This window comes from Numidum massiliense (assembly GCF_001375555.1).
Lineage (GTDB): Bacteria > Bacillota > Bacilli > Thermoactinomycetales > Novibacillaceae > Numidum > Numidum massiliense.
This window is the reverse complement of sequence record NZ_CTDZ01000009.1, coordinates 2,378,331-2,404,859: the sequence shown is the minus strand read 5'-3', so window position 1 is coordinate 2,404,859 and position 26,529 is coordinate 2,378,331. Positions and strand designations below refer to the sequence as shown.

At 51.2% G+C, this 26,529-nt stretch carries 23 protein-coding genes; 16 read left to right on the top strand and 7 right to left on the bottom strand.

The features are described 5' to 3' along the window. Nucleotides 1–58 precede the first annotated feature (58 nt). On the bottom strand, nt 59–808 hold the full coding sequence (gene map, locus BN1247_RS11395; RefSeq protein ID WP_054950495.1) for a type I methionyl aminopeptidase: 750 nt from the start codon (nt 806–808) through the stop codon (nt 59–61). 485 nt (nt 809–1,293) lie between these two features. Between map and BN1247_RS11390 the strand changes: the two genes are divergently transcribed. The 4 genes from BN1247_RS11390 (at nt 1,294) to BN1247_RS11375 (ending at nt 4,715) form a co-directional block, all read left to right on the top strand. Next, nucleotides 1,294–2,343: an ABC transporter substrate-binding protein gene (locus tag BN1247_RS11390; RefSeq protein ID WP_054950494.1), complete on the top strand. Its 1,050-nt coding sequence runs from the start codon at nt 1,294–1,296 to the stop codon at nt 2,341–2,343. Nucleotides 2,344–2,402: 59 nt separating this feature from the next. Then, entirely contained in the window at nt 2,403–3,308 is a 906-nt protein-coding gene (locus BN1247_RS11385; RefSeq protein ID WP_054950493.1) for an ABC transporter permease, read from the top strand. Next, nucleotides 3,308–4,102: an ABC transporter ATP-binding protein gene (locus BN1247_RS11380; protein ID WP_054950492.1), complete on the top strand. Its 795-nt coding sequence runs from the start codon at nt 3,308–3,310 to the stop codon at nt 4,100–4,102. The genes BN1247_RS11385 and BN1247_RS11380 overlap by 1 nt, the downstream gene beginning before the upstream one ends. Before the next feature lie 79 nt (nt 4,103–4,181). Beyond that, a complete protein-coding gene (locus tag BN1247_RS11375; protein WP_054950491.1) occupies nt 4,182–4,715 on the top strand; it encodes a mismatch-specific DNA-glycosylase in 534 nt (177 codons plus the stop codon). Here BN1247_RS11375 and BN1247_RS11370 read toward each other — a convergent pair. Then, nucleotides 4,712–5,293 carry a Uma2 family endonuclease gene (locus BN1247_RS11370; protein ID WP_054950490.1) on the bottom strand — a complete coding sequence of 194 codons (582 nt, stop codon included), beginning with the start codon at nt 5,291–5,293 and terminating at the stop codon, nt 4,712–4,714. The two genes, BN1247_RS11375 and BN1247_RS11370, sit on opposite strands and share 4 nt — an antisense overlap. 259 nt (nt 5,294–5,552) lie before the next feature. On the opposite strand from BN1247_RS11370, the gene BN1247_RS11365 reads away from it, so the two are divergent. The 4 genes from BN1247_RS11365 (at nt 5,553) to BN1247_RS11350 (ending at nt 9,951) form a co-directional block, all read left to right on the top strand. Beyond that, on the top strand, nt 5,553–7,322 hold the full coding sequence (locus BN1247_RS11365; RefSeq protein ID WP_054950489.1) for a M3 family oligoendopeptidase: 1,770 nt from the start codon (nt 5,553–5,555) through the stop codon (nt 7,320–7,322). Nucleotides 7,323–7,586: 264 nt separating this feature from the next. Then, entirely contained in the window at nt 7,587–9,026 is a 1,440-nt protein-coding gene (leuC, locus tag BN1247_RS11360) for a 3-isopropylmalate dehydratase large subunit (RefSeq protein WP_054950488.1), read from the top strand. After that, nucleotides 9,013–9,621 (top strand): 3-isopropylmalate dehydratase small subunit, encoded by a 609-nt coding sequence (leuD, locus tag BN1247_RS11355; RefSeq protein ID WP_054950487.1) that lies wholly within the window; start codon nt 9,013–9,015, stop codon nt 9,619–9,621. Before leuC ends, leuD begins: the two co-directional genes overlap by 14 nt. A 150-nt stretch (nt 9,622–9,771) precedes the next feature. Continuing rightward, nucleotides 9,772–9,951, top strand: a complete 180-nt coding sequence (locus tag BN1247_RS11350; RefSeq protein WP_054950486.1) for a hypothetical protein — start codon at nt 9,772–9,774, stop codon at nt 9,949–9,951. 229 nt (nt 9,952–10,180) lie between these two features. On the opposite strand, the gene BN1247_RS11345 is transcribed toward BN1247_RS11350, so the two are convergent. Then, nucleotides 10,181–10,945 (bottom strand): endonuclease/exonuclease/phosphatase family protein, encoded by a 765-nt coding sequence (locus BN1247_RS11345; protein WP_054950485.1) that lies wholly within the window; start codon nt 10,943–10,945, stop codon nt 10,181–10,183. Nucleotides 10,946–11,243: 298 nt separating this feature from the next. Between BN1247_RS11345 and BN1247_RS11340 the strand changes: the two genes are divergently transcribed. Beyond that, nucleotides 11,244–12,524, top strand: a complete 1,281-nt coding sequence (locus BN1247_RS11340; RefSeq protein ID WP_054950484.1) for a M48 family metallopeptidase — start codon at nt 11,244–11,246, stop codon at nt 12,522–12,524. A gap of 283 nt (nt 12,525–12,807) precedes the next feature. Further along, nucleotides 12,808–14,307 (top strand): aldehyde dehydrogenase family protein, encoded by a 1,500-nt coding sequence (locus BN1247_RS11335; protein ID WP_054950483.1) that lies wholly within the window; start codon nt 12,808–12,810, stop codon nt 14,305–14,307. A gap of 297 nt (nt 14,308–14,604) precedes the next feature. Here BN1247_RS11335 and gerQ read toward each other — a convergent pair whose 3' ends face one another. Then, nucleotides 14,605–14,943 carry a spore coat protein GerQ gene (gerQ, locus tag BN1247_RS11330; RefSeq protein ID WP_054950482.1) on the bottom strand — a complete coding sequence of 113 codons (339 nt, stop codon included), beginning with the start codon at nt 14,941–14,943 and terminating at the stop codon, nt 14,605–14,607. Between the two features lie 34 nt (nt 14,944–14,977). Continuing rightward, nucleotides 14,978–15,400, bottom strand: a complete 423-nt coding sequence (locus BN1247_RS11325) for a cell wall hydrolase (RefSeq protein WP_054950481.1) — start codon at nt 15,398–15,400, stop codon at nt 14,978–14,980. A gap of 314 nt (nt 15,401–15,714) precedes the next feature. Here BN1247_RS11325 and BN1247_RS11320 point away from each other — a divergent pair, with 314 nt between their 5' ends. From BN1247_RS11320 to BN1247_RS11300, 5 genes are all read left to right on the top strand, one after another. Next, nucleotides 15,715–17,169: a hypothetical protein gene (locus BN1247_RS11320; RefSeq protein ID WP_054950480.1), complete on the top strand. Its 1,455-nt coding sequence runs from the start codon at nt 15,715–15,717 to the stop codon at nt 17,167–17,169. 1 nt (nt 17,170) lies between these two features. Continuing rightward, nucleotides 17,171–19,351 carry an AAA family ATPase gene (locus tag BN1247_RS11315; RefSeq protein WP_054950479.1) on the top strand — a complete coding sequence of 727 codons (2,181 nt, stop codon included), beginning with the start codon at nt 17,171–17,173 and terminating at the stop codon, nt 19,349–19,351. Next, nucleotides 19,335–21,254, top strand: a complete 1,920-nt coding sequence (locus BN1247_RS11310) for a hypothetical protein (RefSeq protein WP_054950478.1) — start codon at nt 19,335–19,337, stop codon at nt 21,252–21,254. The genes BN1247_RS11315 and BN1247_RS11310 overlap by 17 nt, the downstream gene beginning before the upstream one ends. 92 nt (nt 21,255–21,346) lie before the next feature. Then, a complete protein-coding gene (locus BN1247_RS11305; protein WP_054950477.1) occupies nt 21,347–22,303 on the top strand; it encodes a COX15/CtaA family protein in 957 nt (318 codons plus the stop codon). 39 nt (nt 22,304–22,342) lie between these two features. After that, nucleotides 22,343–22,861 carry a ribonuclease FAU-1 family protein gene (locus tag BN1247_RS11300; RefSeq protein ID WP_054950476.1) on the top strand — a complete coding sequence of 173 codons (519 nt, stop codon included), beginning with the start codon at nt 22,343–22,345 and terminating at the stop codon, nt 22,859–22,861. Between the two features lie 224 nt (nt 22,862–23,085). On the opposite strand, the gene BN1247_RS11295 is transcribed toward BN1247_RS11300, so the two are convergent. Continuing rightward, a complete protein-coding gene (locus BN1247_RS11295) occupies nt 23,086–23,295 on the bottom strand; it encodes an alpha/beta-type small acid-soluble spore protein (RefSeq protein WP_054950475.1) in 210 nt (69 codons plus the stop codon). A 94-nt stretch (nt 23,296–23,389) separates the two neighbouring features. Further along, the gene (locus BN1247_RS11290; protein ID WP_231633265.1) at nt 23,390–24,493 is read right to left on the bottom strand and encodes an NADH:flavin oxidoreductase/NADH oxidase; all 1,104 of its coding nucleotides are present in this window, start codon (nt 24,491–24,493) and stop codon (nt 23,390–23,392) included. Nucleotides 24,494–24,756: 263 nt separating this feature from the next. Between BN1247_RS11290 and cimA the strand changes: the two genes are divergently transcribed. Then, the gene (cimA, locus tag BN1247_RS11285; protein WP_054950473.1) at nt 24,757–26,382 is read left to right on the top strand and encodes a citramalate synthase; all 1,626 of its coding nucleotides are present in this window, start codon (nt 24,757–24,759) and stop codon (nt 26,380–26,382) included. Nucleotides 26,383–26,529 lie beyond the last annotated feature (147 nt).

Below are 26,529 nucleotides of genomic sequence, written 5' to 3'. Positions count from 1 at the left end.
GGAGGCAGGTGACGATCATTACTCGGTTGTACCGTTTCGATTATATTCGTCGGTGCGGTTACGATTGTTCCGTAAGAATGCGCGGACCGTCTTTCGTGATCGCGAGCGTGTGCTCGTACTGGGCGGACAAACTGCCGTCTACGGTGCGCGCCGTCCAGTTGTCGTCGTCGACTTTGGCGTGGAATGAGCCGACGTTGAGCATCGGTTCAATCGTAATGACCATTCCTTCTCGCAGGCGCGGTCCGCGTCCGGGAGGGCCGAAGTGCGGGACATCGGGCGCCTCGTGCATATTTTTACCAATGCCGTGCCCGATAAATTGTCTTACGACGGAGAAGCCGTGTGCTTCGGCATGTGTTTGCACGGCGTGGGAAATATCGCCGATACGATTGCCGACGACGGCCTGTTCAATCCCTTTATAAAGCGATTCCTTCGTCACCTTGAGGAGGCGCTCGGCGGTAGGGGAGACATTGCCGACGGCGTACGACCACGCGGAATCGGCTAAACCACCGTTCAAATTGACGACCATGTCGATCGTGACGATGTCGCCTGATTTTAAAGGCTGTTTGTTTGGAAAACCGTGGCAGATGACGTCGTTGACGGAAGCACACGTGGCAAACGGAAAGCCATGGTACCCTTTTTGTTCTGGTGTGGCACCGTGTTTTTCTAAGTATCGTTCCACGAATTGGTCGATCTCCCACGTCGTGACCCCAGGGCGAATGCGTTTAGCAATTTCGCGGTGGCAGGACGCTAATAGCTTGCCGGCCTTAGCCATATGTTCGATGTCTTTTTTTGTCTTTAAGATAATCATGCGGACATATCTCCCTTTCTTATCTTCACGTAAGTATGTGCGAGGAATGGCAGTTCTATTTTGCACATACCGTTTAACTAATCGCCGTCGCTACAGTATAAGACGTCGTACTAAAAAAGGTCCTTCCTAAAGTTTAGCACATTAACGGCTATCTCTGTCTATAGATATTTTGCCCGTAGGAAACTTTTTATATCAAGGGGTATTGAACGCTGTCTAAGGCATGCGTCGCACAGCAAAAATGGGGCTTAATAAAGGATGTGCTGCAAGCCGGTTGGAGCAGAGCGCATCGCCGGGCGTCAGTCGTTATGTGCATGCGAATGGTAGAGGGATGTTGCCGTAGAAGCGAGTGATTTTGGCGTCAAAGTCTCGTAGTACTTTAGTGACGAACGGTTCTATGTTGTGTTAGGATAAGGATAAAGCTAGTACACTTTAACGCATTACAGCGCATTCGCGTTAATGCGAAATGGAAAGGGTGTTATTGACAGATGCAGAAAAAGTGGTCTTATTTTTCACTTGTTTTGTTAGCGTGTGTTCTCATTATCGCCGCTTGTGGACAGCAAGACGGAGCCAAACAGGGAGATAGTAGCAACTCAGGGGCGAAAAACGAGTCGAAAGGCGGGGACAAGGCTAAGGACGGCGATCAAAAGAAAGTGACGATCGGCATTAACCAGCTTGTGGAACACCCGTCACTCGACGCCGCACGCGAAGGGTTTTTGCAGGCGTTCGCTGACAACGGCTATAAAGAAGGCGAAAACGTCACGTTCGATATTCAAAATGCGCAAGGCGAACAAGCGACAGCGACATCGATCGCCAGTAAGTTTGCGAGTAAAGTCGATTTAGTGCTGGCGATTGCCACACCGTCGGCGCAGGCGACGGCGCAAGCTTTAACGGATATTCCCGTGCTGTTTACGGCGGTGACCGAACCGGCTGAGGCTGGACTCGTCGACAGCTGGGAAGCACCGGGCAGTAATGTGACGGGAACGAGCGACTTAAACCCGGTGAAGGAACAACTCGGTCTCGTCCCGGAAGTTGCACCAAAAGCAAAAACGGTCGGCATTGTGTACAATTCAGGGGAGATTAATTCGGAAGCGCAAGTAAAGATCGCGAAGGAAGCTGCGGAAGAGCTTGGACTTAAACTCGAGTTGAAAACAGTGACGAATAAAAACGAAGTGTTGCAAGCGGCGCAGTCCCTCGTCGGAAAAGTGGACGCGTTATACGTACCGACAGACAATGCTGTCGTCGATGCGCTAGAATCGATGATTCAAATTGCCGAGAAGGAGAAACTGCCGCTCATCGTCGGCGAAGGCGACAGTGTGAAAAGGGGTGGCCTCGCGACGTGGGGGATCGATTATGAGAAGCTCGGATACCAAACGGGTGAAATGGCGCTTAAAATTCTGAAAGGCGAAGACCCGGCGAAAATGCCAGTCGAAACGCTAGAGGCGATTGAGCTGAAAATTAACAAAGGCGCTGCTGAGCGCATGGGAGTCAAATTACCCGAAGAGCTGTTAAAGAAAGCCGATCAAGTCTTTGATTAAATGGAGGGAGCGGAAACTAATTACAGCATTAGTCGTGACAACATTTGAGGTGGATAACTATGGGTACGGCCATTGATTTAGGCTTAATCTATGCCATTACCGCACTTGGTGTATTCTTAACCTTCAGGATACTCGATCTGCCCGACTTGACGGTCGACGGGAGTTTTACGACAGGGGCAGCGGTCGCTACGAAACTAATCGTTAGCGGCTACTCCCCGCTTTTGGCGACGGGTGCGGCAATCGTCGCCGGTGCGCTGGCCGGTTTTATTACCGGCCTGTTGCACACGAAAGGTAATATTAACGGGTTGTTGGCTGGGATTTTAACGATGATCGCCCTGTACTCGATTAACTTGCGCATCATGGAAAAAGCGAATTTGCCGTTGCTGCGGGAAGAGACGCTTTTTTCTACGATGCAATCGTCCGGACTGTTGGGCACGACGCAGTCGATCTTACTGTTGGCCGCGGTCGCGATTGTCGTCAAACTCGTTATCGATTGGTTTTTGCATACGGAAATTGGCTTGAGTATTCAAGCGACAGGAGACAACCAAGAGATGATCAGAAGCCTCGGGGTCAATACGGACCATACGAAAATTTGGGGCTTAAGCATTTCAAACGGGCTCGTCGGTTTGAGCGGAGCGATGATTGCCCAATACCAAGGGTACGCCGATATCGGTATGGGGATCGGTCTCATTCTCGTCGGGCTCGCGTCGGTCATTATTGGGCAAGCGATTTTCCGCAGCAACAAGATCGTTATTGCCACTTTTGCCGTCATCGTCGGTGCAGTTCTTTACCGCATCGTCATTAAGTTTGCCCTCGACATCGAATGGTTTGACCCGTCGGATATGAAGCTCGTCTCAGCTGTTCTCGTCATTATTGCATTAATTGTGCCGCAGTGGTCCGTCTTTCGCCGCCAGCCACGCGTAAATGGCGGCGCCGCGGTGCGGTCAGGAGGAGGTGAGCAGTAATGTTACGCGTGCAAGGGGTACACAAAACGTTTTTTGCTGGTACAGTGAATGAAAAAGTTGCGCTCACGGGTATCGACTTACGTCTTAAGCCGGGCGACTTCGTCACGGTGATTGGCAGCAACGGGGCCGGCAAATCGACACTGCTCAACATTGTGGCTGGACGATTAAAGCCGGATGTCGGTTCGGTATCGATTGCCGGCGACGACGTGACGCGGTTACGCGAGCATCAGCGGGCGCGTTATGTCGGACGCGTTTTTCAAGACCCGCTCGCCGGCACGTCGCCGAGTATGACGATTGAAGAAAATTTAGCTCTCGCCTACAGACGGGGGAAACGCCGCGGCTTATCCATCGGGGTCACAGGAGAGCGGCGCCGTTTTTTCCGCGAACAGCTCGCTGTGCTCGACCTCGGACTTGAGGATCGGCTGAAAATGAAGGTCGGTTTGCTCTCAGGGGGGCAACGCCAAGCGTTATCCCTGCTCATGGCGACATTTACTGAGCCGAACATTTTGCTCTTAGATGAGCACACCGCAGCTCTTGACCCGAAACGCGTCGCTTCAATTACGAAGCTGACCGAAGAAATTGTGAAAAACGCCCAGTTAACGACACTTATGGTGACACATAACATGGAACAGGCGCTACAGTTAGGGAACCGTCTCATCATGATGCACGAAGGACGGATCGTGCTCGATCTGTCGGAGGAAAAGAAGTGCAAGATGGATGTCGCCGATTTGCTACATGCGTTTGAAGATGTACGGGGAGAAGCGTTTGCCGAGGATCGGTACGTGTTGCAGTAGGGATAAGGTCCGCTACTTGGTCCTCGATTGCTTATGAAATAATTGTCGTCAAAGTAATTGTTATCTATGAGGTGCCGTTGTGATTACAGAAAGGTTACAGCCAGGGCTTAAAGTTATTTTTATCGGGTTCAATCCGTCGCTCACGTCGTATGCGCGCGGCTACAATTACGCTGGGCGTAACAACCGCTTTTATCGCATTTTGTATGAGACGGGGTTAACAGATCGCTTGTACCGTCCGGAAGAAAGTCCGCATTTGATTGATGTCGGTTACGGGTTTACGAACATCGTTTCCCGTCCGACGAAGCGAGCAGCAGACATTAGGCCGGAAGAATACGACGTTGGGCGGCGGTTGTTGTGCGAAAAGCTAGAACAGTTTCAGCCGACTGTCGCCTGTTTCGTCGGAAAAGGGGTGTATACGCAGTTTGCGCGCAAAAGGGGCAGCGATGTACTGTGGGGGTTTCAACGTGAAGGTGTCGTTGCAGGTGTACGCGATTTCGTCGGACCGTCGAGTAGCGGCCTCGTGCGAATGAAGCTAGCCGAACAAGTGGCCATTTATGCGGAGTTGGCCCGGTTTTTGACAGAACAGACGAAAAGTGGTGCAACCGATCGTTAGGCGTGAGGCTGGAGCGGTGCAAACAGTTTTTGTAGATCGATCGCGATACACGAAAAAAGCGGTGATGTTAGCGTGCCTTCCGCGGCATACGTGGCGTATAGGTCAAATTTCTCTTGCCGTAAGATAAATTGTTCAACAATCCAATGCACCGGGTCGACGAGCCAATACTCTTGTACGCCGAATCGTTCGTACTGCACCTTTTTGGAAATTTTGTCGTTTTTGCCCGTGCTCGGTGAAAGGACTTCTGCCACGAGGTCGGGCGCCCCTTCTATGCGAGCAGGTTTAACAATCTCCTGGTGCTCGTGCAAAATGAACACGAGGTCTGGTTGGAACTGGTTCGCTTCGTCGAGGTACACATCGAGCGGCGAGACGAGGATGATACCATTTTCACGGCAACTCAATTTCATAAAAAATGCTAAGTTGACCACGAGGTGTTGGTGGTTAACCGTCGGTGCCGGTTTTAAGTCAAAGCGCACGTTGTTAATAATTTCGTACCGTTCGTACGGCTCGGACTCGTACGGTTGCTGCTGTTCCTTTATGCGTGACGGTTCCTTTTTGTTTGCTTTATGGGACGACAAAGGACTCCTCTCCTCACGGGGTTATCGCGATATATTTCAATTATACGATAAATCTGGTGCCGTTCCAACTATGGCGGCAGTGAATACACAGTTTTTGCGCTGGGGAATTCCGGCATGTACCCTGTATCATTGCGGTGGGTCTTTTTCTTTTTTTGCCGGTATGTCATACTTTACTTACGGCCGTTCAAACGCGAGGATATGCGTGAGGAATAGAATCTTTTTTATAGCAATTACATAATCTTCTTAAGGAGTTGACAGCATGTCCCAAAAATTAAACCCGACGTGGGATTTAGACGTGTTTTTTCCGGGGGGGAGTAGCTCGGACACGCACCGTAAAGAAATTGAGGCGCTTAAAGGTCTTCTCGAGGAGCTAAACGAGGCGATCGTCCGTGGCGACAGCGGCGAGTTGCCAGCGATCGTTAACGGTATCCAGCAATTTGAACAGCGGTTAATAAGTGCTTACGCTTTTATCGGCTGTTTGACCGCACAAGATGTGACCGATGAAAAGGCGAAGTTACTCAACGGGCAAATGTTGCAGTTGATCGCTACAACCCAATCAGCGTTGACGCGCTTTAACGCGTTGCTCTCGAGCATTGCTGACGATGAATGGCAGCGGCTGTTACAAAACGACGAGTTACAAGCAGTTTCCTTTTACTTAGAAGAACGGCGCCAGCAGGCAAAAGAGATGTTACCTCCGGAGCAAGAAGTCCTCGTCAACGACTTGTCTGTCGACGGTTACCACGCCTGGGAAGAGTTGTACGACACAGTTGTCGGGCGGATGAAAATCCCGTTTACCGAGAAAGGCGAGACGGCTGACTTGTCCGTCGGGCAAGCGCACAACAAGTTGTACAGTGAGGACCGTGCGGTGCGCGAAGAAATGATGGGCAAATGGGAACAGGCGTGGCAAGGAGAAGCAGATTTGTGTGCGACGGCGCTCAACCACCTGGCGGGGTACCGGATTAACTTGTACCGGCAGCGCGGCTGGGATGACATACTCAAAGAACCGCTGGCGGAGAACCGCATGCAGCGGGAGACGTTAGAAGCGATGTGGGACGCTGTATCGCGCAATAAGGACATTTTCAAACGCTATTTGCAGCGAAAAGCAAAAGTGCTCGGTGTCGACGCACTCGCTTGGCACGACGTCGACGCCCCGCTCGGCAACGTAACGAAAACGATGACGTACGACGAGGCGGCACAGTTTATCGTCGAACATTTCCGCAGCTTTAGCCCGGATATGGCCGACTTTGCACAGCACGCTTTTGAAAACCGTTGGATTGAAGCAGAAGATCGGCCCGGGAAGCGCCCGGGTGGCTTTTGTACCTCCTTTGCTGCTCACAACGAATCGCGTATTTTTATGACGTTTGAAGGGTCGCTCGACAACGTCGCCACGTTGGCACACGAACTCGGGCACGCCTACCATTCCCACGTGATGAACGACTTGCCGATGTTTGCGCGGGATTATGCGATGAACGTAGCCGAGACGGCATCTACTTTCGCGGAAATGATCGTCGCCGACGCTTCGCTCACACAAGCGGAGACAAAAGACGAACGCTTAGCGTTGCTCGACGATAAAGCGAAACGGGCGATCGCCTTTTTCATGAACATTCACGCGCGCTTTTTGTTTGAAACGCGGTTTTACGACGTGCGCAAACAAGGTCCGGTTAGTGTCGAGGCGTTAAACGAATTGATGGTTGAAGCGCAAAAAGAGGCCTTTGCCGACAGTCTCGGGTCATACCACCCGCATTTTTGGGCCTCGAAATTGCACTTTTACATTACGGGACAGCCTTTCTACAACTTCCCGTACACGTTTGGCTTCCTCTTCAGCTCCGGCGTGTACGCGCGGGCACAAGCGGAAGGTAAAGGGTTTGCGCAGAAATACGTGCATTTGTTGCGCGATACGGGGAGCATGACCGTGGAAAACCTAGCGCAGCGCCACCTCGGCGTCGACTTGACGAAGCCGGACTTCTGGCAGCAGGCAGTCGATTTGTCCGTGCGCGATGCAGAGCAGTTTTTGCAGCTGACGGAGTAAAGGGCTAGTAGATTCATCAGCAGTTGAGCGCCGCTAGCATAAAGACTGGCAGCTTACTGGCAACAGGCGCTGTCCGGCGCCTGCCTTTTCTAGCGAAGACTTGTCGGGGCATACGTTAATCGTTTGCCCCTACAGCCGTATATCGTGCGGTGGATAAAAATCCCTACAAAAAAAGTACTTTTATTTTTGCCGGAAAATTGATAAGATGGATGTTAATTATTTTAAGGGAACATTGCTGAGAATAGATAGGTGGGATGAGAACAGATGAAACCGAGGACAATGTTTGAAAAAATTTGGGACAATCACGTCATTTACGAGGAGACAGACAAACCGAGTGTCCTGTACATCGATTTGCATCTTGTGCACGAGGTAACGTCACCGCAGGCGTTCGAAGGACTGCGCCTCGCGGGACGCAAGGTGCGGCGGCCAGATTTGACATTCGCAACGATGGATCACAATGTACCGACGACAGACCCGAGCTTAGGCGTCGCCGACAAAATTTCTGCTAAGCAGATGGAGACTCTATCGGAGAACTGCGCGGAGTTTGGCGTACCGCTCGCAGACTTTCAAAGTGCGCGGCGAGGAATTGTACATGTGATCGGGCCGGAACTCGGGTTGACACTGCCCGGAAAGACGATCGTCTGCGGCGACAGTCACACGTCGACGCACGGTGCCTTCGGCGCTCTCGCCTTTGGGATTGGCACGAGTGAAGTGGAGCACGTGCTGGCGACACAATGTTTGCAGCAGTCGAAGCCGAAGACGTTAGAAGTGCACATTAAAGGGGATTTAAAACCAGGCGTCCAAGCAAAAGACTTAATTTTAGCGATAATCGCGAAGTATGGGACCGACTTTGCCACCGGTTACGTGATCGAGTATACCGGTGATGCGCTGAAAAAAATGTCTATGGAAGAGCGGATGACGATTTGTAATATGTCGATCGAGGCGGGCGCCCGCGCTGGCATGATCGCCCCAGACGAAACGACATTCGCCTATATAAAAGGACGTGAACACGCCCCACAAGGCGAGGCGTTTGAGCACGCAGTCGCTGAGTGGCAGAAGCTCTGTACCGACGAAGGGGCCGTGTTCGACGCCCGCGTGGAAATCGATGCGGCAGAAGTTGCGCCGCAAGTGACGTGGGGGACGAGTCCGGGGATGGGGACTGACATTAACGGCGTCGTTCCCAATCCTAAAGACGCCAGAGATGAAACGGAGCGCCGCACGACTGAATTGGCGCTTGAGTACATGGGACTTAACCCGGGGACGCCGCTGACTGACATCGCTGTCGACCGCGTGTTTATCGGTTCGTGCACGAACGGACGCATCGAAGATTTGCGCAACGCGGCGAAAGTGGTGCGGGGTCGGCAAGTAGCGCCGACTGTGCGCGCGATGGTCGTTCCAGGGTCACAGCAAGTGAAATTACAGGCTGAAAGAGAAGGACTAGATGAAGTGTTTAAGGCGGCCGGATTTGAGTGGCGCGAATCGGGTTGTAGTATGTGTCTCGGGATGAACCCGGACATCCTTGACCCGGGCGAACGGTGTGCGTCGACGTCGAACCGCAACTTCGAGGGACGGCAAGGGCGCGGCGGGCGCACGCATCTCGTCAGTCCGATGATGGCTGCCGCGGCAGCGATTGCCGGTAGATTCGTCGATGTGCGGGAGTGGGAATTCACAGAGGAAGAGGTGGCGGGACATGGAGCCGTTTAAACGACACACCGGCATAGTCGCTCCGTTAGATCGGGCCAATGTCGACACAGATGCGATCATTCCGAAACAGTTTTTGAAGCGCATTGAGCGTACTGGCTTTGGACAGTTTTTGTTTTACGATTGGCGCTTTGACGAAGCGGGAAAGGAAAACGCGTCGTTTAAGTTGAATGAGCCTCAATATAAAGGGGCGAGCATTTTACTCGCCCGCAGCAACTTCGGTTGCGGCTCTTCGCGCGAACACGCACCGTGGGCACTGTTAGATTACGGGTTCAAAGTGATTATCGCCCCGTCCTTTGCCGATATTTTTTATAACAACTGCTTTAAAAACGGCATTTTGCCGTTGAAGTTACCGGAGGAGACGGTTGACGAGTTGTTCCAAAAGGCGGAAGAGGCAGTCTATGAATTAGTCGTCGACCTCGAAGCGTGTATGTTGTCCGACGGTGACGAGTTCCGCGTCGCATTCAATGTCGATCCATACCGCCGCGAATGTTTGTTGCGCGGGTTGGACGACATCGGCGTCACGCTCGCTCACGAAGATAGAATTAAGGCGTACGAGGCGAAGTACCCGAGTTATTATCGTATCGCAGCAAAGTAACGTTGCCGGACCGCATAGCCACAAAGTAACGTAGCCTGGTAATGTAGCCTGCTGGCTATTTCGTGTCCGTCGGGGCACAGTTCAGGGGGGGCGCTGTCCAACGCGCATATGGCGCCCTTATAAACGTCCGCCTCTCCGGCGCTGACGCTAGTGTTTGCCTTCTGGTTGTTACACGAGAGTCTCACGCTGAAAAAAGTGCTTTCCGTCCTTGCGGCGACGTTCGGGGTCGTCATCGTCATCGGGCTCGGCTCGGGAGGAGGCAGTTACTTGTGGGGCAACCTTACCTTAGGGATAGCCGCTGTGACGTGGGCGCTGCTGTACGCATCGTGACGTACAGAAGCAATGAGGATCCCTCGGAAGAACAACGGTCTGCACCAAAGACAGCAACGACGACGGCTGTTTCGAAGGAGGAGGAAGATTAGCGGCGATGGAAAGGGGGACGCGTATGCAGATGCAGTACGTGTCCCCTTCTTTTGGTTCCACTGCGCACATTTTTGCAAAACATGCAGCACTTTTTCACTTTTGTGTGCTTTTGGCGTCACACGGTACGTCTTTGTTACTATTTTTCCGGCGAATCATGCCTTGAATCTGTCCCCTCTTCCCCTTCGAGTTCCACGGTTGCCACTAACGGCAAGTGGTCGGAGGCAGCTGGGACGTCGCTGTACACTTCTGTGCTGAGGATGCGGAAGTGGTGGCTCGCAAAGATGTAGTCGATACGGGATTTTGGTACGTGTGACGGATATGTACAACCACGTCCCTCCCCACAGACGGCCCAAGCGTCCTGCATATACCGTCCAAGCTTTTTCCACGCAGACGCGCCCGGCTTCATATTCCAGTCCCCTAACAGGAGGACAGGGTATTGCTCCTGTTGTATTTTATCGATAATAAAATTTGTCTGCTTTTTATGCGTAAAAGGTTCTAAACTAAGGTGGGTGACGTACGTTTTAAATGGCGTGTCCTTATGAGCCAGCATCACTTCCAACAAGGAGCGGTTTTCCACGTAACTAAAGCGAAAACAGTAGTTTTCTTTGGCGACAATTGGATAGCGGGATAATAGCGCATTACCGTACTGCCGCTGTTGCGGAGACGCGGGCGAAGCGAGGGAGATGGCGGCACCGTAAGCGACGTGCATGTGCAACGTTTCCGCTAGCCAAGACGCTTGATCGACGTATTGACTGCGTCGCGCGTAATGGCGATCGACTTCGTTGAGGGCGACGAGATCGGCTCCGCTCGCTTCGATGACTGCGGCGATGCGATTTAAATCGAGTACACCGTCGGTGCCGCGGCCGTGGTGAATGTTGAACGTCATTGTTTTTAATTGCAAACGACATCTCCTCCTCGCGGTCCTCACGCATGTGTCGTCTAAGGCTTAGGACCGCTGATCTAGCTCCACTATTGTGATATTGTTCCCGACTTTTTCCCGATCTGCATGGCTCTTCTAAGCGACTAATCCCTAATATGGTATACGCTTTGCGCGAGTATATGTGAGTTGTCTTCTATAGGTACAACAAACACATCGCGTGTATGATAAGCGAAGCCAAGCATACGATAAGGATGGATAGATCCTTCGTTCAACCACCTTGCCTAGTCGTCACATCGTCTCATTAAGGAGAGGAAATGCCGTGCCGTTCAATAAACCAGTCCGCCTGTTGTCGCTAATATTCGTTTTGTATACAATCGTCGTCGCGCTTTACTTGTTTAATCTTCCGCGCCCAATCCCCGTTCCGGGGTCCTGGATTGGTACACCTGCTGATCCAGCGACGTTTATGTCTGCGGCTGAGCTCCAGGACAATGCATTTTACGCTCGCTTACGCGATTTTCTTTACTTTTTGGAAGCGCCCTTCGAGTGGTTGCTCCTGTTTATCGGCTTGTTTCGCGGTTGGTTTTTTTATTGGAAAAGGTGGCTCGACCGCCGTTTGAAGTGGCGCTTGTTGTCCGGCGTAGCGTTTGTCGCGCTGCTGCTCGCGTTTTTGGAACTCGTCGAACTCCCTTTTTCAGTCGCTAGTTATGCGTTATCACGGGCTTACGGGATTTCAAACATGAACGTGTCGTTTTGGCTCACCGACCATTTGAAGTCATTTTTCGTGTCGACGGCGATTACGTTACCGGTTTTGCTTGTACTTTTTTTACTCATTCGCAACAGTGCCAAACGGTGGTGGCTGTGGGCAGGCCTATTAGTCGTCCCGCTCATTTTGTTTTCGACGTTCATTCAGCCAGTCTTGTTGGACCCGCTGTTTAACGACTACGAGCTGCTTAAGGAATCCGAACTGAAACGCGATATTCTCGCCTTAGCGGCAAAGGCGGACATTCCCGCGGACCGGGTGTACGAGGTGAACATGTCGCGGCGCACGAATGCACTGAACGCTTATGTGACCGGGATCGGTACAAACACGCGCATCGTGTTGTGGGATACGATGTTAAACCAAATGTCAAAAGACGAAATACTGTTTACGATGGCGCACGAAATGGGTCATTACAAAATGAAACACGTCTGGTGGGGGACCTGGCTTGCGATCGCGGGGGCGTTTGTCACGCTGTTTATTATGTTTGTTGTCTCCAAGTGGGCGATTCGCTACTTTGGGTGGATGTGGGGGTTTGAATCGCCCGCACGGTTGTTGGCTTTGCCACTCCTCATCGCGATTCTATCGGTAACGAGTTTTGTGAGCACACCATTCGTTTCGGGCATTTCGCGCATCATGGAAAGCGCGGCTGACGAGTATGCGCTACATATCGTCGAGCAGCCACAGGCCGGGGTGAGCGGTTTTCAAGAGCTCGCTCGTACGGGGCGCTCAGAAACGTATCCACCGGCATTTATAAAATGGTGGCGCTACACGCACCCGCCGCTCGCGGAACGGTTGCACCGTTTTGTCGAAGCGAGTGCGCTCTCGCCGCATAAACCGTAGGGAAGTGTTAACTAGCAAACGGTGCGGGGTACGGGCATAGGAAGTAAAGATTGGGATATAGATCGAGACGTACAGGTATGGATAAAACGCAAGAGAATGTAGTATAAATATGGCACCATATCCAATAAATTATATCATCTACTAATTGCAAGCGGTTGCAATTGAGGGGAATATAGTTTATTATACGTTTAATAGGCGGTTTGTCTTGGAAAAGTAACTCAGAGTCATAATTGTTACTTATGTCGCTTATTAATAACTGACACTACTTGAGGAGGGTCTGTTCATGTCGCATTCTGTACAGGAATATCAAATCTCGGATAAGGTAAGAGATTTTCTCGCCAAGCCGAAGCAATTGTTAATTAAAGGTGAGTGGGTTGAGGCGACGGAAGGAAAGACGTTTGCCACCGTCAACCCGGCGAATGGCGAAGTGTTGTGCGAAGTTGCCGAAGCAACCGAACCAGATGTAGATAAAGCTGTGCAAGCGGCCCGCAAAGCGTTCGAAGGTCCGTGGAGCAAAATCACACCCGCGAACCGTGGCAAGCTACTGAACAAGCTGGCGGATCTCATTGAAGCGAACGCGGAGGAACTCGCCGAGCTAGAAACGTTAGACAACGGGAAGCCGATCCGTGAAACGAGTCGCGGCGACGTACCGCTAACGGCCGAGCATTTTCGCTATTACGCGGGCTGGGCGACGAAAATTTACGGGCAGACCATCCCCGTTTCCGTACCCGGACACTTTAACTACACGCGGCACGAGCCGATCGGGGTCGTCGGGCAAATTATTCCGTGGAACTTCCCGCTGTTGATGGCGGCGTGGAAGTTAGGGGCCGCGCTCGCCACCGGCAACACAGTCGTGCTGAAACCGGCGGAACAGACGCCACTCAGTGCGCTCCGCCTCGGTGAACTCATTATGGAAGCTGGCTTTCCGGAAGGCGTCGTGAACATCCTCCCTGGATTCGGGGAAACCGCCGGTGCGCCGCTCGTCAACCACCCCGGCGTCGACAAAATCGCCTTTACGGGGTCTACGGAAGTCGGGCGGGCGATTATGCGCGGTGCGGCGAGTAACATTAAGAAAGTGTCGCTCGAACTCGGCGGCAAGTCACCGAATATCATCTTCCCGGACGCCGACTTTTCCCGTGCCATTCCGGGGGCAGTGAGCGGTATTTTCTTCAACCAAGGGCAAGTGTGCTGCGCCGGCTCGCGGCTGTACATCCATAAAAAATCGTACGATAACGTCCTTAGCGACATGGTGTCTTACGCTTCGGAGCTGAAGCAAGGTCCCGGATTGGCGCCCGATACGGAAATCGGCCCGCTCGTCTCCGACGAACAGTTCGGCCGTGTCACTTCCTATATTGAAAAAGGGATCGACGAAGGGGCGAAAGTCGCTGTCGGCGGCAAAAGGGGCGAAGGGGAACTAGCTAACGGCTATTTCGTGCAACCGACCGTCTTCGCCGATGTGCAAGACGAAATGACGATTGCGCGTGAAGAAATTTTTGGGCCGGTCGTCTCCGCCATGCCCTTTGACGACATCGACGACATTATTGCGCGGGCCAACGATACGAATTACGGATTAGCCGCTGGCGTGTGGACGCGCGACATCGGCATCGCTCACCGCGTCGCACACGGCTTAAAGGCAGGTACTGTGTGGGTGAACTGCTACAACGTATTCGACGCCGCTTCCCCGTTCGGCGGTTACAAGGAAAGCGGCATCGGGCGGGAAATGGGTAGCTATGCGCTCGACATGTACACGGAAGTGAAGAGTGTGTGGATAAATATGAAGTGACCAAAAGAGAAAATACAACCTGCTTCCACTAGCTTCCACTTGGGAATTTCCCACAGTGGAACGCCCCTCGCATCTTGCGGGGTTTTTTTGTCGCCATTATCGAAAAAATTTTAAACTAGAGCACGCCGTCGATGAATTTCTACAGTCGATCTACGAAAGGAGATCGGCGTAGCGTATGTGTATCGACGGCGCGCGCCGCGCTGAGCACCGACATTGCCTTCACCACCAAAGCGTATTCGCAAGTGTATCAGATGGGGAACATTGAAGGCGAAATAGTGGGGCGGTTATCTGTCTCTGTTACCGTCGCGTCTCCCGCTGATTGGGCGGAGAGAAGGCGATTTCTTCGAACACGAAGTAGTCGACGTTAATCATACGGAATAAGTAGTCTTTACCCGACTCGCGATCGCGTAAGAGCAAGTAGTCGCGCCCAACTGCTCGAAGTGTGCCAGTAACGACTTTCGCATTCCACTCGCGATTGTTTTCATACGTCAAGTAAATGGTCATTACTTTTCCGATGTTCATGCGCAAAATGTTTTCGATATACGATTCTTCCTGCCGTTGATTAAGTTTTGCATTCGTATTAGCCGCTAAGTATCCAAAGTACGGGGTTGGATACGCACCGTAATAATCGTACATGCTGTCGCCTCCTTTTTGATGGGATTGGTCGCTGTTAATATACTTCGGGGCACTCTTGTGTCGTCGGAACGAAAAAACAGTGGCTTTTAAAGCGCCCGCTGTTTTGCTGTCCGTACCAAGTAGCTGGACACGCGCCGACAGGTCGGTAAAACCACAATGCGTTCGTCGCGGGATACAAGCGCTCACCGCGAATGACACGCTCTGCCAGCCTGATATCTTGGCTACGCGGGGACTGGTAAAAGTACGATTTTTGCACCGCCTCAAAACCGCCAGGCGTCTGGTAAATCATCTGTTCGATTGTGCGAATGTCAACGAAGTCGAGACAGTCTGCGACGACGCGATTCACACCGACGTTACCGACCATAAGCATGCCTTGATCTAAATCGCCTTCGGCTTCGGCCCGCATTAACTGTGCTAACAAGCGTACGTCTTGCTGTCTAGCACTAATTCGTGCCATAGCATCACCTCGCGATCCGTGGCGTTCTCTTCATAATATATGGGCGAATGGCGCGGGTGTGACAGTAAGACGAAAAGAACGTCGAAAAAAATCCGTCGAAAATGAGGGGAAACATGTCGTAACAATTTACGTTCGCCGACAAGATGTTGTCAAACAGTTCATGCATAAGGGGCAGGATACAACCTAAACATTCGTACAACTATGCAAACGGTGAAAAAAAACACGGTCTAATGTACAATAGGAATATATAAACGGTTTTAAACTATCCTGCTGTACACGGCTGGGACGCGTCGTGATGAAGGGGGGATGCGCCATTGGCAATTAACTTAGATTATGACACGCAACTAGAAGCTGTAAACGATGTCATCGAGTTGCTAGACAAAAGGGAGTGCATCTTATTCGTCAAACTGTTGCAAGTGAACGTACACGGTTTTTCCGCCAAAAACATTAGCAAAGCGCCGCCAAGTCTACTAAAGAAATTTATGAAGCAAAAACTTAAGCGCAAGCCGCCGACGTTCATCATCGAGCAGTTGGCTACAGCGGGTCATTTAGATCAGTATGACCGTTTAACAGTTGAGCAGTTTTTGCTTCAGGCCGGGCTCGACTCCGCACTTTCACCAGCGCGTCGGCTAAGTATGTTAGTCTTGAAATACCCCGACTTTTATGAGCAGCACAGGGAGGCCATTACTAAAAACATCGCGGAAGAGATGGATCCGTTTACTGGACTGTTGTCCGAGACACCGCCGCTCGCTGTGAAACTAACGACATTATTAGACCTACACGAAGAAATTGCCGACGAGCTAATGGCGGGAATCGCCAACAAATATCCGCTACCACCTGTAACGGACACGGTTCAACAAGCGGATGCACAGCGCGCTTTAACGGATCGACTTGCCGACCAATTGCCGGATCCACTGACAGGCGCGTACATTCACCTCGTCTGTATGTACAGAGATGACTGGACGGAGTGGGAGGCGGGGGATCAACTGCCCCTCGTGAAATTGGCATTGCTGGATGCACTCGCGCTGTATAAAGCGGCCTGCGATCACTTAGAACGGATGAGCAAGTTGCAAGACGACCTTAAGCGAGAGACCGAAACGCTCAACCGCGCCCTACAGAAGGAAAAGGACAACTACTTACAACGACAGAAGCGGGTGAGGCAACAAGAGACGAAAGCGAACGAGCTAGTAAAAAAACAGGAGCTGGCGAATGAACAGCTAACGCGTGCAAATAGGGAACTAACGGAAGCAAACGAGGAGTTACAACGAGCGAACGACATGCTAAAGTGTAAAAAAGAGGAGCTGCAATTGGCGAATGACGGCGTTGTGCGAACGAATGAACAATTGGAGCAGAAACTAGCGGCGCTAGAGCAAGTCGTTGCACAGCAGGAAGAACAGCTACAGCGTGAACGCGACAAACAGCTCGGGGAAAGGGACCGTATGCAGGTGGACCCCAAACAGCTGCAGCAAATGGCACTGTTTGCAGACAGGCAATTTTACTTTCTCAGCTGTCGTGACGACCCTTTGTATCGGTTGTTATTTACCGAAGAGCAGTATATTTCGTTAGAAGATTTAGTAGGGATGCAGAACTTTATCAATACACTAGAAGAAAAAGGTGATAGCAGGTTTTTATTTATTGACACCGACAGCCTATCGACGAAAGATATGTTCGCGTTAGAGGAGGGGCTGAACAGGTCGTATCAATTTGTGAGTGGTGGTGCGGCGCGCATCGTTAACACGATCAATTATTGTTTGGAAGGAGATGCATAATATGAGATTAAAAGAAGGCTTTGATCCGATCACGCGGCGTAAACTGGAGGATACCGTCTTCGTCGGCCGGTTAGTGACAGAGGAAGATTTACGAGAAACGCCCTTTCAAGAGCCGGTATATTTCCACGACGAATTCAGTGTGGATATTCGTTTTATGATTAGATGTTTATCCCCCATTCCGCCAGCGATCGCGGATAACTTCGCCTATTCGAATCAAATCTTAATTGGGGGAACAAGGAGTTACAACAACGTAAGGAAATTCAACGAACTCATAAATTACGAGCGTCTCGCACACCACGAAAAAAAAGAACAGATTGAACAGCTGCTAGCGAATAAACTTATCGTTTTTTCTCTCAATCCGACCCCATCGTATGTGTATGTGGAAATTCATAAAGTTGAAAACGTTTACCCTTTTTCGGGAGGTTACGGCATTATACCGAGCCCACAGTTAGGGCTGCATGAAAAACGGGATGACTTTGAAAAGAAACTTATTAGCTCCACGAGGCGGTTTACCTTGCCAAAATATCCGAACCTTTTCGCTCCGCCCGAATTTGTCCATTACGACGGGAAGTTATATAGCGTTTCTTTAACTTCTGCCGGAGGACATACACAGTATGTCCAAGAAGACCGGGGGGAAATCGTCGCGCGGGACGTTGCCGATCGGTTTAGTGAATGGGTCGATGCGCGGATCGACGATCACTTGTATTTCATCCCGAACGACAAATTAGAAATGATTAGGGACGACATGCAAAAAAAAGGTGTTAGCTTACATGCGCACAACGAGTGCGTGCAGGCGGAAAGTGAGGCTGCGGCGGCGTACACGAGCGAGGCGGCACCCCACGCACCAGCGCCAGCCTCAGCTCCAAGCAGAGTGTCCGCTGCATCGTCTTCAACAGCCGTTGCATCGACCGCCTCGACGACAAACACAGCAGGGTGCGATGCCTCGTCGGGAACTGCAGCTACCGGTACGCTGGCCGTACGATCGACGATGTCCACTCAAACGTCGCCGTCGCCTGGCGAGCTTCCACACGTTCACGCGAGCGAGTGGCAGTTTATCGAGCGACTTAAGGTACAAGCGGCCCGAAGAGGCCTTTATTACGCTGAAGAAGATCTCGTATCGTTCCACGTCAGTGCGAAGACGAACTTAATTACGATTGTCGGAGGCATGTCCGGAACGGGTAAATCGCATTTGGTGCAACTGTACGCCGAAACGATGGGGCTTACGAAAGGCAAGGATTTCCTCATGGTCCCGATGTCGCCGTCCTACCAAGAGCCGCACGATTTACTAGGGTACTTAAATCCGACGACAGGCATTTATTACGAAAGCGAGACCGAGTTAGTCAGTTTACTGCTCGCAGCGGAAAGCAATCCGGAAAAAATGTATATGTGTCTGTTTGACGAAATGAATTTATCGCAAGTGGAACACTGGTTTAGTCCGTTTATTTCTTTACTCGAAGTGGATGAAGACGAACGGTACTTAACGTTATTTAGCAAAAACAACCACTGCTTGAATCAACCGTACAAAGCGACGATCAAAATAGGCAGTAACATTATTTTTGTTGGAACCGTCAATTTTGATGAGACGTCGACGCGATTTTCCGATCGCTTACTCGACCGTACGAACGTGATTATCCCAGGTAAGATGTCGTTTGCAGAGGCACTGCAACTAAGTATCCAAAGCGGTAAACAGTTCGGCGATCTAGAGGGTGAAGAGAGAGAGGACAAGCTAGTTGCCGGTGCCTGGAGCGACATAACGACTGAAACGTATCGCTGTGACTGGGCGACGGGACAAGATGGGCTAACGTTCTTTAGTCCGGAGGAAATTGCCATCCTCGACAGATTGCACGAATACTTGCACGAGGCAGACCAAAAAAAAGGGGTCTCCTTTCGCGTGGCACGAGCGATGGCCAAGTTTATGGCGAACATTCCGCTGTGTGACATGGGAGAACCGCTACTATCGCGCGCTGTAGCGTTCGACTTGCAAGTCGCTCAAAGAATTATAACGAAAATACAAGGTACAGAAACTGTTTTAGCGCCACTCGTCGGCAATGCACACGACGAAGGATCTCTCGTAACGTATTTACAAAGCTCCGAGGTGCAGCAAGTGTCCCCATTTCATAAATCGCTAGCGCTTCTGGAGCGGAAGAGAAAAGAGTTGATCGCTAATGGCTTTGTTCGCTAGCCTTGCGACAGAGGGGATCCGCGTCGACGATACATACGAATTACCCTTCTGTCTGCGTTTAATCGTCGGCAAAGGGAGACAAATCGATAGCGTGACGATCGATCGCCTGACAGAGTTCACCTATAAGCTAAAACAATATATGTACACGATCACGGAATTAAAAGACTTAAAAATCGAGCTGGTCGGGAAAGAAGGTGTACGCGTCGACGTCGCGCTCATTTGGAATAAGGTGTATGTTTACGGGCGCAGCGAGGGAAATCAAGTCTATCACCTAAGTAGCGACAAGTCGTTGGTAACGTTGTATGAAAATGGTGCAAATCAGGACGATAACAGTTATCCCTGGCGCTGCGGCTCGTATCACTTCGAAGTCGTTTACGACGGGAGGAGTTACTTTGGCGGGTTTACCATCGTTCCGAAAAACGTCACTACGGCGCAGCTAGAGCACATTCGCGAGTACATTAATTCGTACGTATTGGGCCTGACAGAAGATGACCTTAGTTACAAAAAAACAGTTGCGACACTTGGCGACGCCGATCGGTACAGCTATTGGCGTTACTTTCAATGGTACGCGCAGCAGGAGCGGCTCATACTCCAAGCACTTAACCTTATCGAACAGCACAGCAGGATACAACGGAAAAGGACGTATGTCGTGCAAAAAGAGCCGCGCCGGATCGACCGTCACAGTGTGCGGCTGCAGCATTCGTTTAAAGGGGGTATTTACCAGGATGTAAGGTTTATAAATCGGCGCCTAGACGAAGACTGGGATACGGCGGCGAACCGCCTAGTTAAATATCGCGTCAACAAAATAGTGCGGTACATGACATCGGCAACAGTTTTTTTAAGGGAAGTTATGACAAACCACCAAGAGGAACGCGATCATTTACTAGCCGACCACGATGATCTACAGAACGACATGACAGTGATTCGAAATCAAAAGAACACGACGGAAAGCTCATTGATGCGGTTGCGACACGCATTGCTCGGCAAAGAAAAGAAATTAGAGAAGGTCGAGGAAACGATTGACAGCTTGAAGCAGCTGGCGGAACAAATTAGTACGTATAAAAAGAGTTTAGTGGCGACGATCAGCACCCCTTTTTGGGGTGCGGTCGCCGCTGTTCCCGCAAAAAACGATACGAGCGCAAGTGTCGGTTGGACTAGAGCGAGCGCCGGATCCGGATACGAGTTGTTCAACCGGTTGTGGGAGCAATCTGAGCGGCTTTTTAACGAAGTGAACGACATGCAAGCGATGCCCTTTCCAGTGTTTAAACCGACGTATTTGTTGTATGAGTACTACGTCTTTTTTGTACTAATCGAAGCGTTCAGTGAGGTTGGGTTTACACCGCCTGGGGGCAACTTGTCAGAGCAGCTGAGTAGCTTCTACAGTCGCGGACGGTTAGAAGAAGGTACCAAGGTGACATTGATAAAAGAAAATAAACGCATTGACGTCGTATACAACGAGTATATTCAGCCGAACGAAAAGCTCGCGCTAGAAAAGGATTCATACTTTTACAGCATGAGTGAGCACCGGGAGCCTGACATTCGAGTCGATCAGTATTGCCAGGTGGGGGCGGAATGGGTGTACAGCTCCTCCATCATTTTTGAAGTTAAATATAGTCCGCTGTATAACATTTGGAATCCCCCGGGAAAAGGGGAAACGGCGGCGATGGAGCAACTGGCTGGTTATACTTCTATTAATTACATTAGTAGGGCTGGCAACTATAACCACCATCCGATCAAAAAGATCATCTGTGTTTACCCGGGGGCCGAGCAGAAGGACATCGTATTCCCGTTTTCTTACGGGTTTATGTTACAGCTCTATCCCGCGACAGACCGCGGCGCGGAAGGCGACATTGTCGGTCGCAAGGAGTTGATTGCCGAGCTGGAGGCGTGGCTCGATGCTTAAGGTTTGTCACCATTTCGCAATAATTGCTGTGCCTCCGTGTGGTATATTAAAATAGACACACATTGAATATGAATAAGTGTAGGTGTTATTATATGCGCAAATTAGGAAAGCTTAAGGCATTAGGTCTTCTTGCGACATTCGGCGCTTATGTCATTTTAATCATGGGGGCACTCGTAACTGTGACCGGTTCGGGTGAAGGTTGTGGGAAATCGTGGCCGTTGTGTCACGGCGTGCTTTTGCCGGATTCAGTAAGTATCGAAACGTTTATCGAATACAGTCACCGCATCGTCTCCGGAATTGTCGGCGTTATTGTCGTCGCTTTTGCGGTTTGGGCAGTTGTCGCTCTGCGCACGCGGGCTGTTCGCTCGTTTGCTTCCCTCAGCGTGTTTTTTATCGTTTTACAAGGAGCGCTCGGGGCGATGGCAGTCGTGTGGGGACAATCGGACGCCGTGTTAGCGCTTCACTTCGGTTTTGCCATGCTCTGTTTCAGTTCGGTGTTGCTATTGACCGCGCAAGTGTTTAAAGCGGGTCGCGCGCCTCTCGCTTATAAACGGACGCGACAAGTGTCGTCCGGATTCCGCAATTTAGTGTGGGGGACGACGATTTACACGTACGCAGTCGTCTACACTGGCGCCTATGTGCGCCATACGAAGTCGGGCTTGGGTTGCGCAGATTTCCCGCTCTGCAATGGGCAGCTCATTCCGCCGCTGACCGGCGCGGCTGGGGTACAGTTTATGCACCGCGCGGCTGCGACGCTCGCGTTTCTATTGATTGCCGTTATCGCTTATATTGCGGTGCGCGATTACAAGGAACGGAAAGACGTCTACTGGGCGAGTATCCTTTCGTTCGCGCTCATCATCTTACAAATAGTTAGTGGCGCACTGTCCGTCTGGATGAAAATTACGTTAATGACCTCCTTAACGCACACGACGTTTGCGACGTTCGTGTTCGGCGCCCTCAGTTATTTGTCAGTGCAAGTGTGGCAACCGTCGCATGAGCTTCGTGGACAAACGATCCCGCCAGTAAAAGTGAACAAAGCATCTGTATAGCAGCGGGTGATAATAAACAGGGTGTAAAAGGTGGGCAGTATGAAAATAACAGAGAAGAAAACGCGTTACGACCGGACGGTCGTGTCTTACGACTGTTTGTTTGTACGGAGACAAGGCGACGAACTTGTCCTACAATACGAGATTCCGGAACCGTTCGACGTCTGTGTGGACGATCGGACGATGCACATTCCAGCTTTGACATATACGATTGCATTTTATTGGGAAGACCGCCCGTACAACGTCTACCACTGGCGTTCCCCGCAAGGAGAGTATTTAGGATCGTACGTCAATATCGTGCGGGATACGGTCATTGCGGAAGAATGTGTCTCTTACACGGACCTCATAGTCGACGTGCTCGTATTTCCAGACGGTACGTCTCACGTGCTCGACTTGGATGAGCTGCCGCTGCCGCTAGATACATTTGAAGACGGACGTGTGAATCGCGACTTACAGCAGTTACTTCTGCAGTTGGCGGATGTCATTTCTTACGTAACAGTGGAGACGAACCGATTAATTGGCGAGGGGAAAATCACCGGGGTCGACACGCCTGCTCGTTGAATATGTGCATCGCATAGCACATCTGCATAACATAGCACAACTGCATCGCATACACATCTGCATACCATAGCACATCCGCATAACATAGCACAAAACTGCATTGTGCAGTTGAACGCATAGTATATTTGCATAGTATAACAAAAGGGGCACACTGCGCATGAAAGCAGGTGCCCCTTGGCTTGCAAAGTGTACCAGCAGGCTTTTCTTAACTTAAGTATACGCGCTTACACTTGCGGAAAACCACCGCTCAGTTGTTGTTCTGCCATCGCCACTAGGCGTTTCGTTATTTCTCCTCCGACAGAACCGTTTGCGCGCGAGGTCGTGTCCGGGCCGAGGTGCACGCCAAATTCCTGGGCGATTTCGAATTTCATTTGATCAAGCGCTTGACGTGCTTGAGGTGCTAGAAGTTGATTCGTAGTACGACTATCTGGCATGTTATGCTCACCTCCACTTTGTACCCTATAATGTGTACCAATTGGTGGCAATCATGTATTCATGCTCACGTGTAAATACTGGAAAAAGCGACCATTATTTTACCGCGCGCGCGTACTGTACTGGCCAAGGCGTTGTGACACCGAGCGCTTTTGCTGCATGCAGCGGCCAGTAAGGGTTGCGAAGAAGCTCCCGACCTAACGCGATGAAATCAGCGCGGCCTTTCTGCAATATTTCTTCCGCTTGTTCCGGTTCAGTAATTAAACCGACAGCAGCCGTTTGGATGTTGGCTTCATTTTTAATTGTCGCCGCAGCGGGTACTTGGTAACCGGGACTGACGGTGATTTCTTGGGCGGGAGAAAGGCCACCGGAAGAAACGTCGATCACGTCGACGCCAGCCGTCCTAAGCGCCTTGGCTAAGGCAACCGATTGTGCCAACGTCCACGAAGGTTCATTAGTGTGTTCCAACCAATCGGTAGCCGAAATGCGAACCCAGAGCGGGTATTTTTCAGGCCAAACCGATTTTACAGCGGCGATGACTTGCATGAGCATGCGGCTACGGTTATTCAACGTCCCACCGTATGCGTCGTCGCGGCGGTTACTGTGTGGGGACAAAAACTGGTGCAGCAAGTAACCGTGTGCTGCGTGGATTTCAATGAGTTCAAATCCGGCCGCTAGAGCCCGCGCTGCGGCGTCGCGAAAGTGGCGGACGACATCAGCTATTTGTTCTTGGGTAAGTGCTTGTGGCACTGGGGCACTGTCGTTGTACGGCTGGGCACTCGCGGAGACGACTTGCCATCCCCCGTCTGCTTCACTAAGGAAGCCGCGGCCTTCGTGCGGTGCGTACGTGCTCGCTTTGCGTCCGGCGTGCGCGAGCTGAATACCTGGTACAGTCCCTTGTTCTTTGAGAAAGCGGGTAATTTTTTTCCACGGTGTGACTTGGTCATCACGCCATAGTCCGACATCGGCGGGGGAAATGCGGCCGCGCGCTTCGACAGCGGTCGCCTCTGCAATGATGAGACCCGCACCGCCGACTGCACGGTTGCCGAGGTGCACGAGGTGCCAGTCGTTCGCCAACCCGTCGACGGACGAATATTGACACATCGGTGAAACGGCAATGCGATTTTTAAAGGTCACGTCTTTTATTTTCGTCGGTTCAAAGAGTAAGCGCGTTTGAGTTGAAGTATTCGTTTTGGTCACAGTAACTGCTCCCTCCATTGTTCTTTCTTAATTTAAATAAATGGTACTTGACAGTTGACGCCCTTACATATACAGTAGCAAAAATAACTAATGATTGTCATATGAAGTGACACAGGTTTATGTAAATATGACGAATATGTGACAGAGGCGAGGCCAACGGCGACCTTGTCACAAATTAACGCTTTAATTCGTTAACGGATGTGTGCTATACTCGTAATAATTATCGAAATTATTGTTTTTTCTTTAGTGGGAGGTATGTTACGTTGAAACAACAGGTGTTACTGTACGACACAACTCTTAGAGACGGGACACAAGGTGAGGGGATCAGTTTGTCCGTCGATGACAAATTAAAAATCGCGAAGAAGCTGGATGAACTTGGGATCCATTACATTGAGGGTGGATGGCCAGGCAGTAACCCGAAAGACATGGAATTTTTCCTGCAAGCCCAACAATTGTCATTGAAACAGGCGACGATTACGGCGTTCGGCAGTACGCGGCGCGCCGGAACTCCAGCGGCTGCCGATGAGAATTTGCAGCGAATTTTAGAAAGTGGCGTGAAGGCGGTCGCGATTTTTGGGAAGACATGGGACTTTCACGCCACGGAAGCATTAAAGACGACGCTGGAAGAAAACTTACACATGATTTTTGACTCCGTAAAGTTTTTAAAACAGGCCGGATTGGAAGTTATATTTGATGCCGAGCATTTTTTTGACGGTTTTAAAAGCAATCGGGACTATGCGTTTGCAGCGGTAAAAAAAGCGGAAGCAGCAGGTGCGGACTGCGTCGTCTTGTGCGATACGAACGGGGGGACGCTGCCGCACGAAGTATCGGCCATCGTTAAGGATGTCGTGCGCGAGTTGTCGATCCCAGTCGGGATTCACTGTCACAACGATTGTGAGTTAGCCGTTGCCAATTCGCTCGCTGCCGTGCAGGCCGGTGCACAGCACGTGCAGGGGACGATTAACGGTTACGGTGAGCGGTGTGGCAATGCAAACCTCGTCTCTGTCATCCCTAATTTACAGATGAAGCTTGGCCTAAAGTGCGTCGCTGACAGTGCCTTACCGTCGCTCGCCTCGGTGGCAAAATACGTTCACGAAGTGGCGAATCAAGTTCCGCCGAACAATCAGCCCTTCGTCGGGCGTAGCGCTTTCGCCCACAAAGGTGGCATGCACGTAAGTGCGATATTAAAGCATCCGGAAACGTATGAACATATCGCGCCGGAGTCGATCGGCAACGCGCGTCGCGTGTTAGTGTCTGAACTGTCGGGGCAGAGCAATTTACTGTTTAAGGCGCAAGAGTGGGACATCGACTTAAACAAGAAAAATCCGCAGTCGCGAAAAATTATTGAAAAAATAAAGGAAAAAGAGCACGCTGGATACCAGTATGAAGCAGCCGAAGCGTCGTTCGAGTTAATGGTGCGCGAAGGGCTTGGTACAGTCAAACACTTTTTCCAGCTGGAGCAGTTCAAAATTTTTATGGAACGGGACGATGCGGAACGGTTGCTCACAGAGGCGGTCGTGAAGTTGCGCATTAACGGGGAAGTCGTGCACACGGTCGCCGAGGGGAACGGGCCGGTTAACGCGCTTGACAATGCGCTGCGCAAAGCGCTCGAATCGTACTTTCCGCTCATTAAAGAGATGTATCTCGCCGACTACAAAGTGCGCGTGTTGGACGAGACGGATGCGACGGCGTCCACCGTCCGCGTGTTGATCGTCTCGTCCGACGGAAAAGAGCAGTGGAGCACGATCGGTGTGTCCGCAAACGTCATTGAGGCGAGCTGGTACGCGCTGTTCGACAGCTTCCGCTACTTTTTATCGAAGCGCGAAGACGAGATCGAACTCGTCTCTCGCCAGGCGCGAGAAGAGCGGATCGGCGTGCTTAACCACTAAGGGGCCTATTGTCTTTCATTCGCCCAACGATACAGCAGCCATTCCGCCGCGATCCGGCAGGAATGGCTGCTTGTCGATTAAGGGTAACTGCCGTAACTGCGGCAACTGCGATAGAAACCAATCGAAACCCGTTCAAGTGGGGCGTCG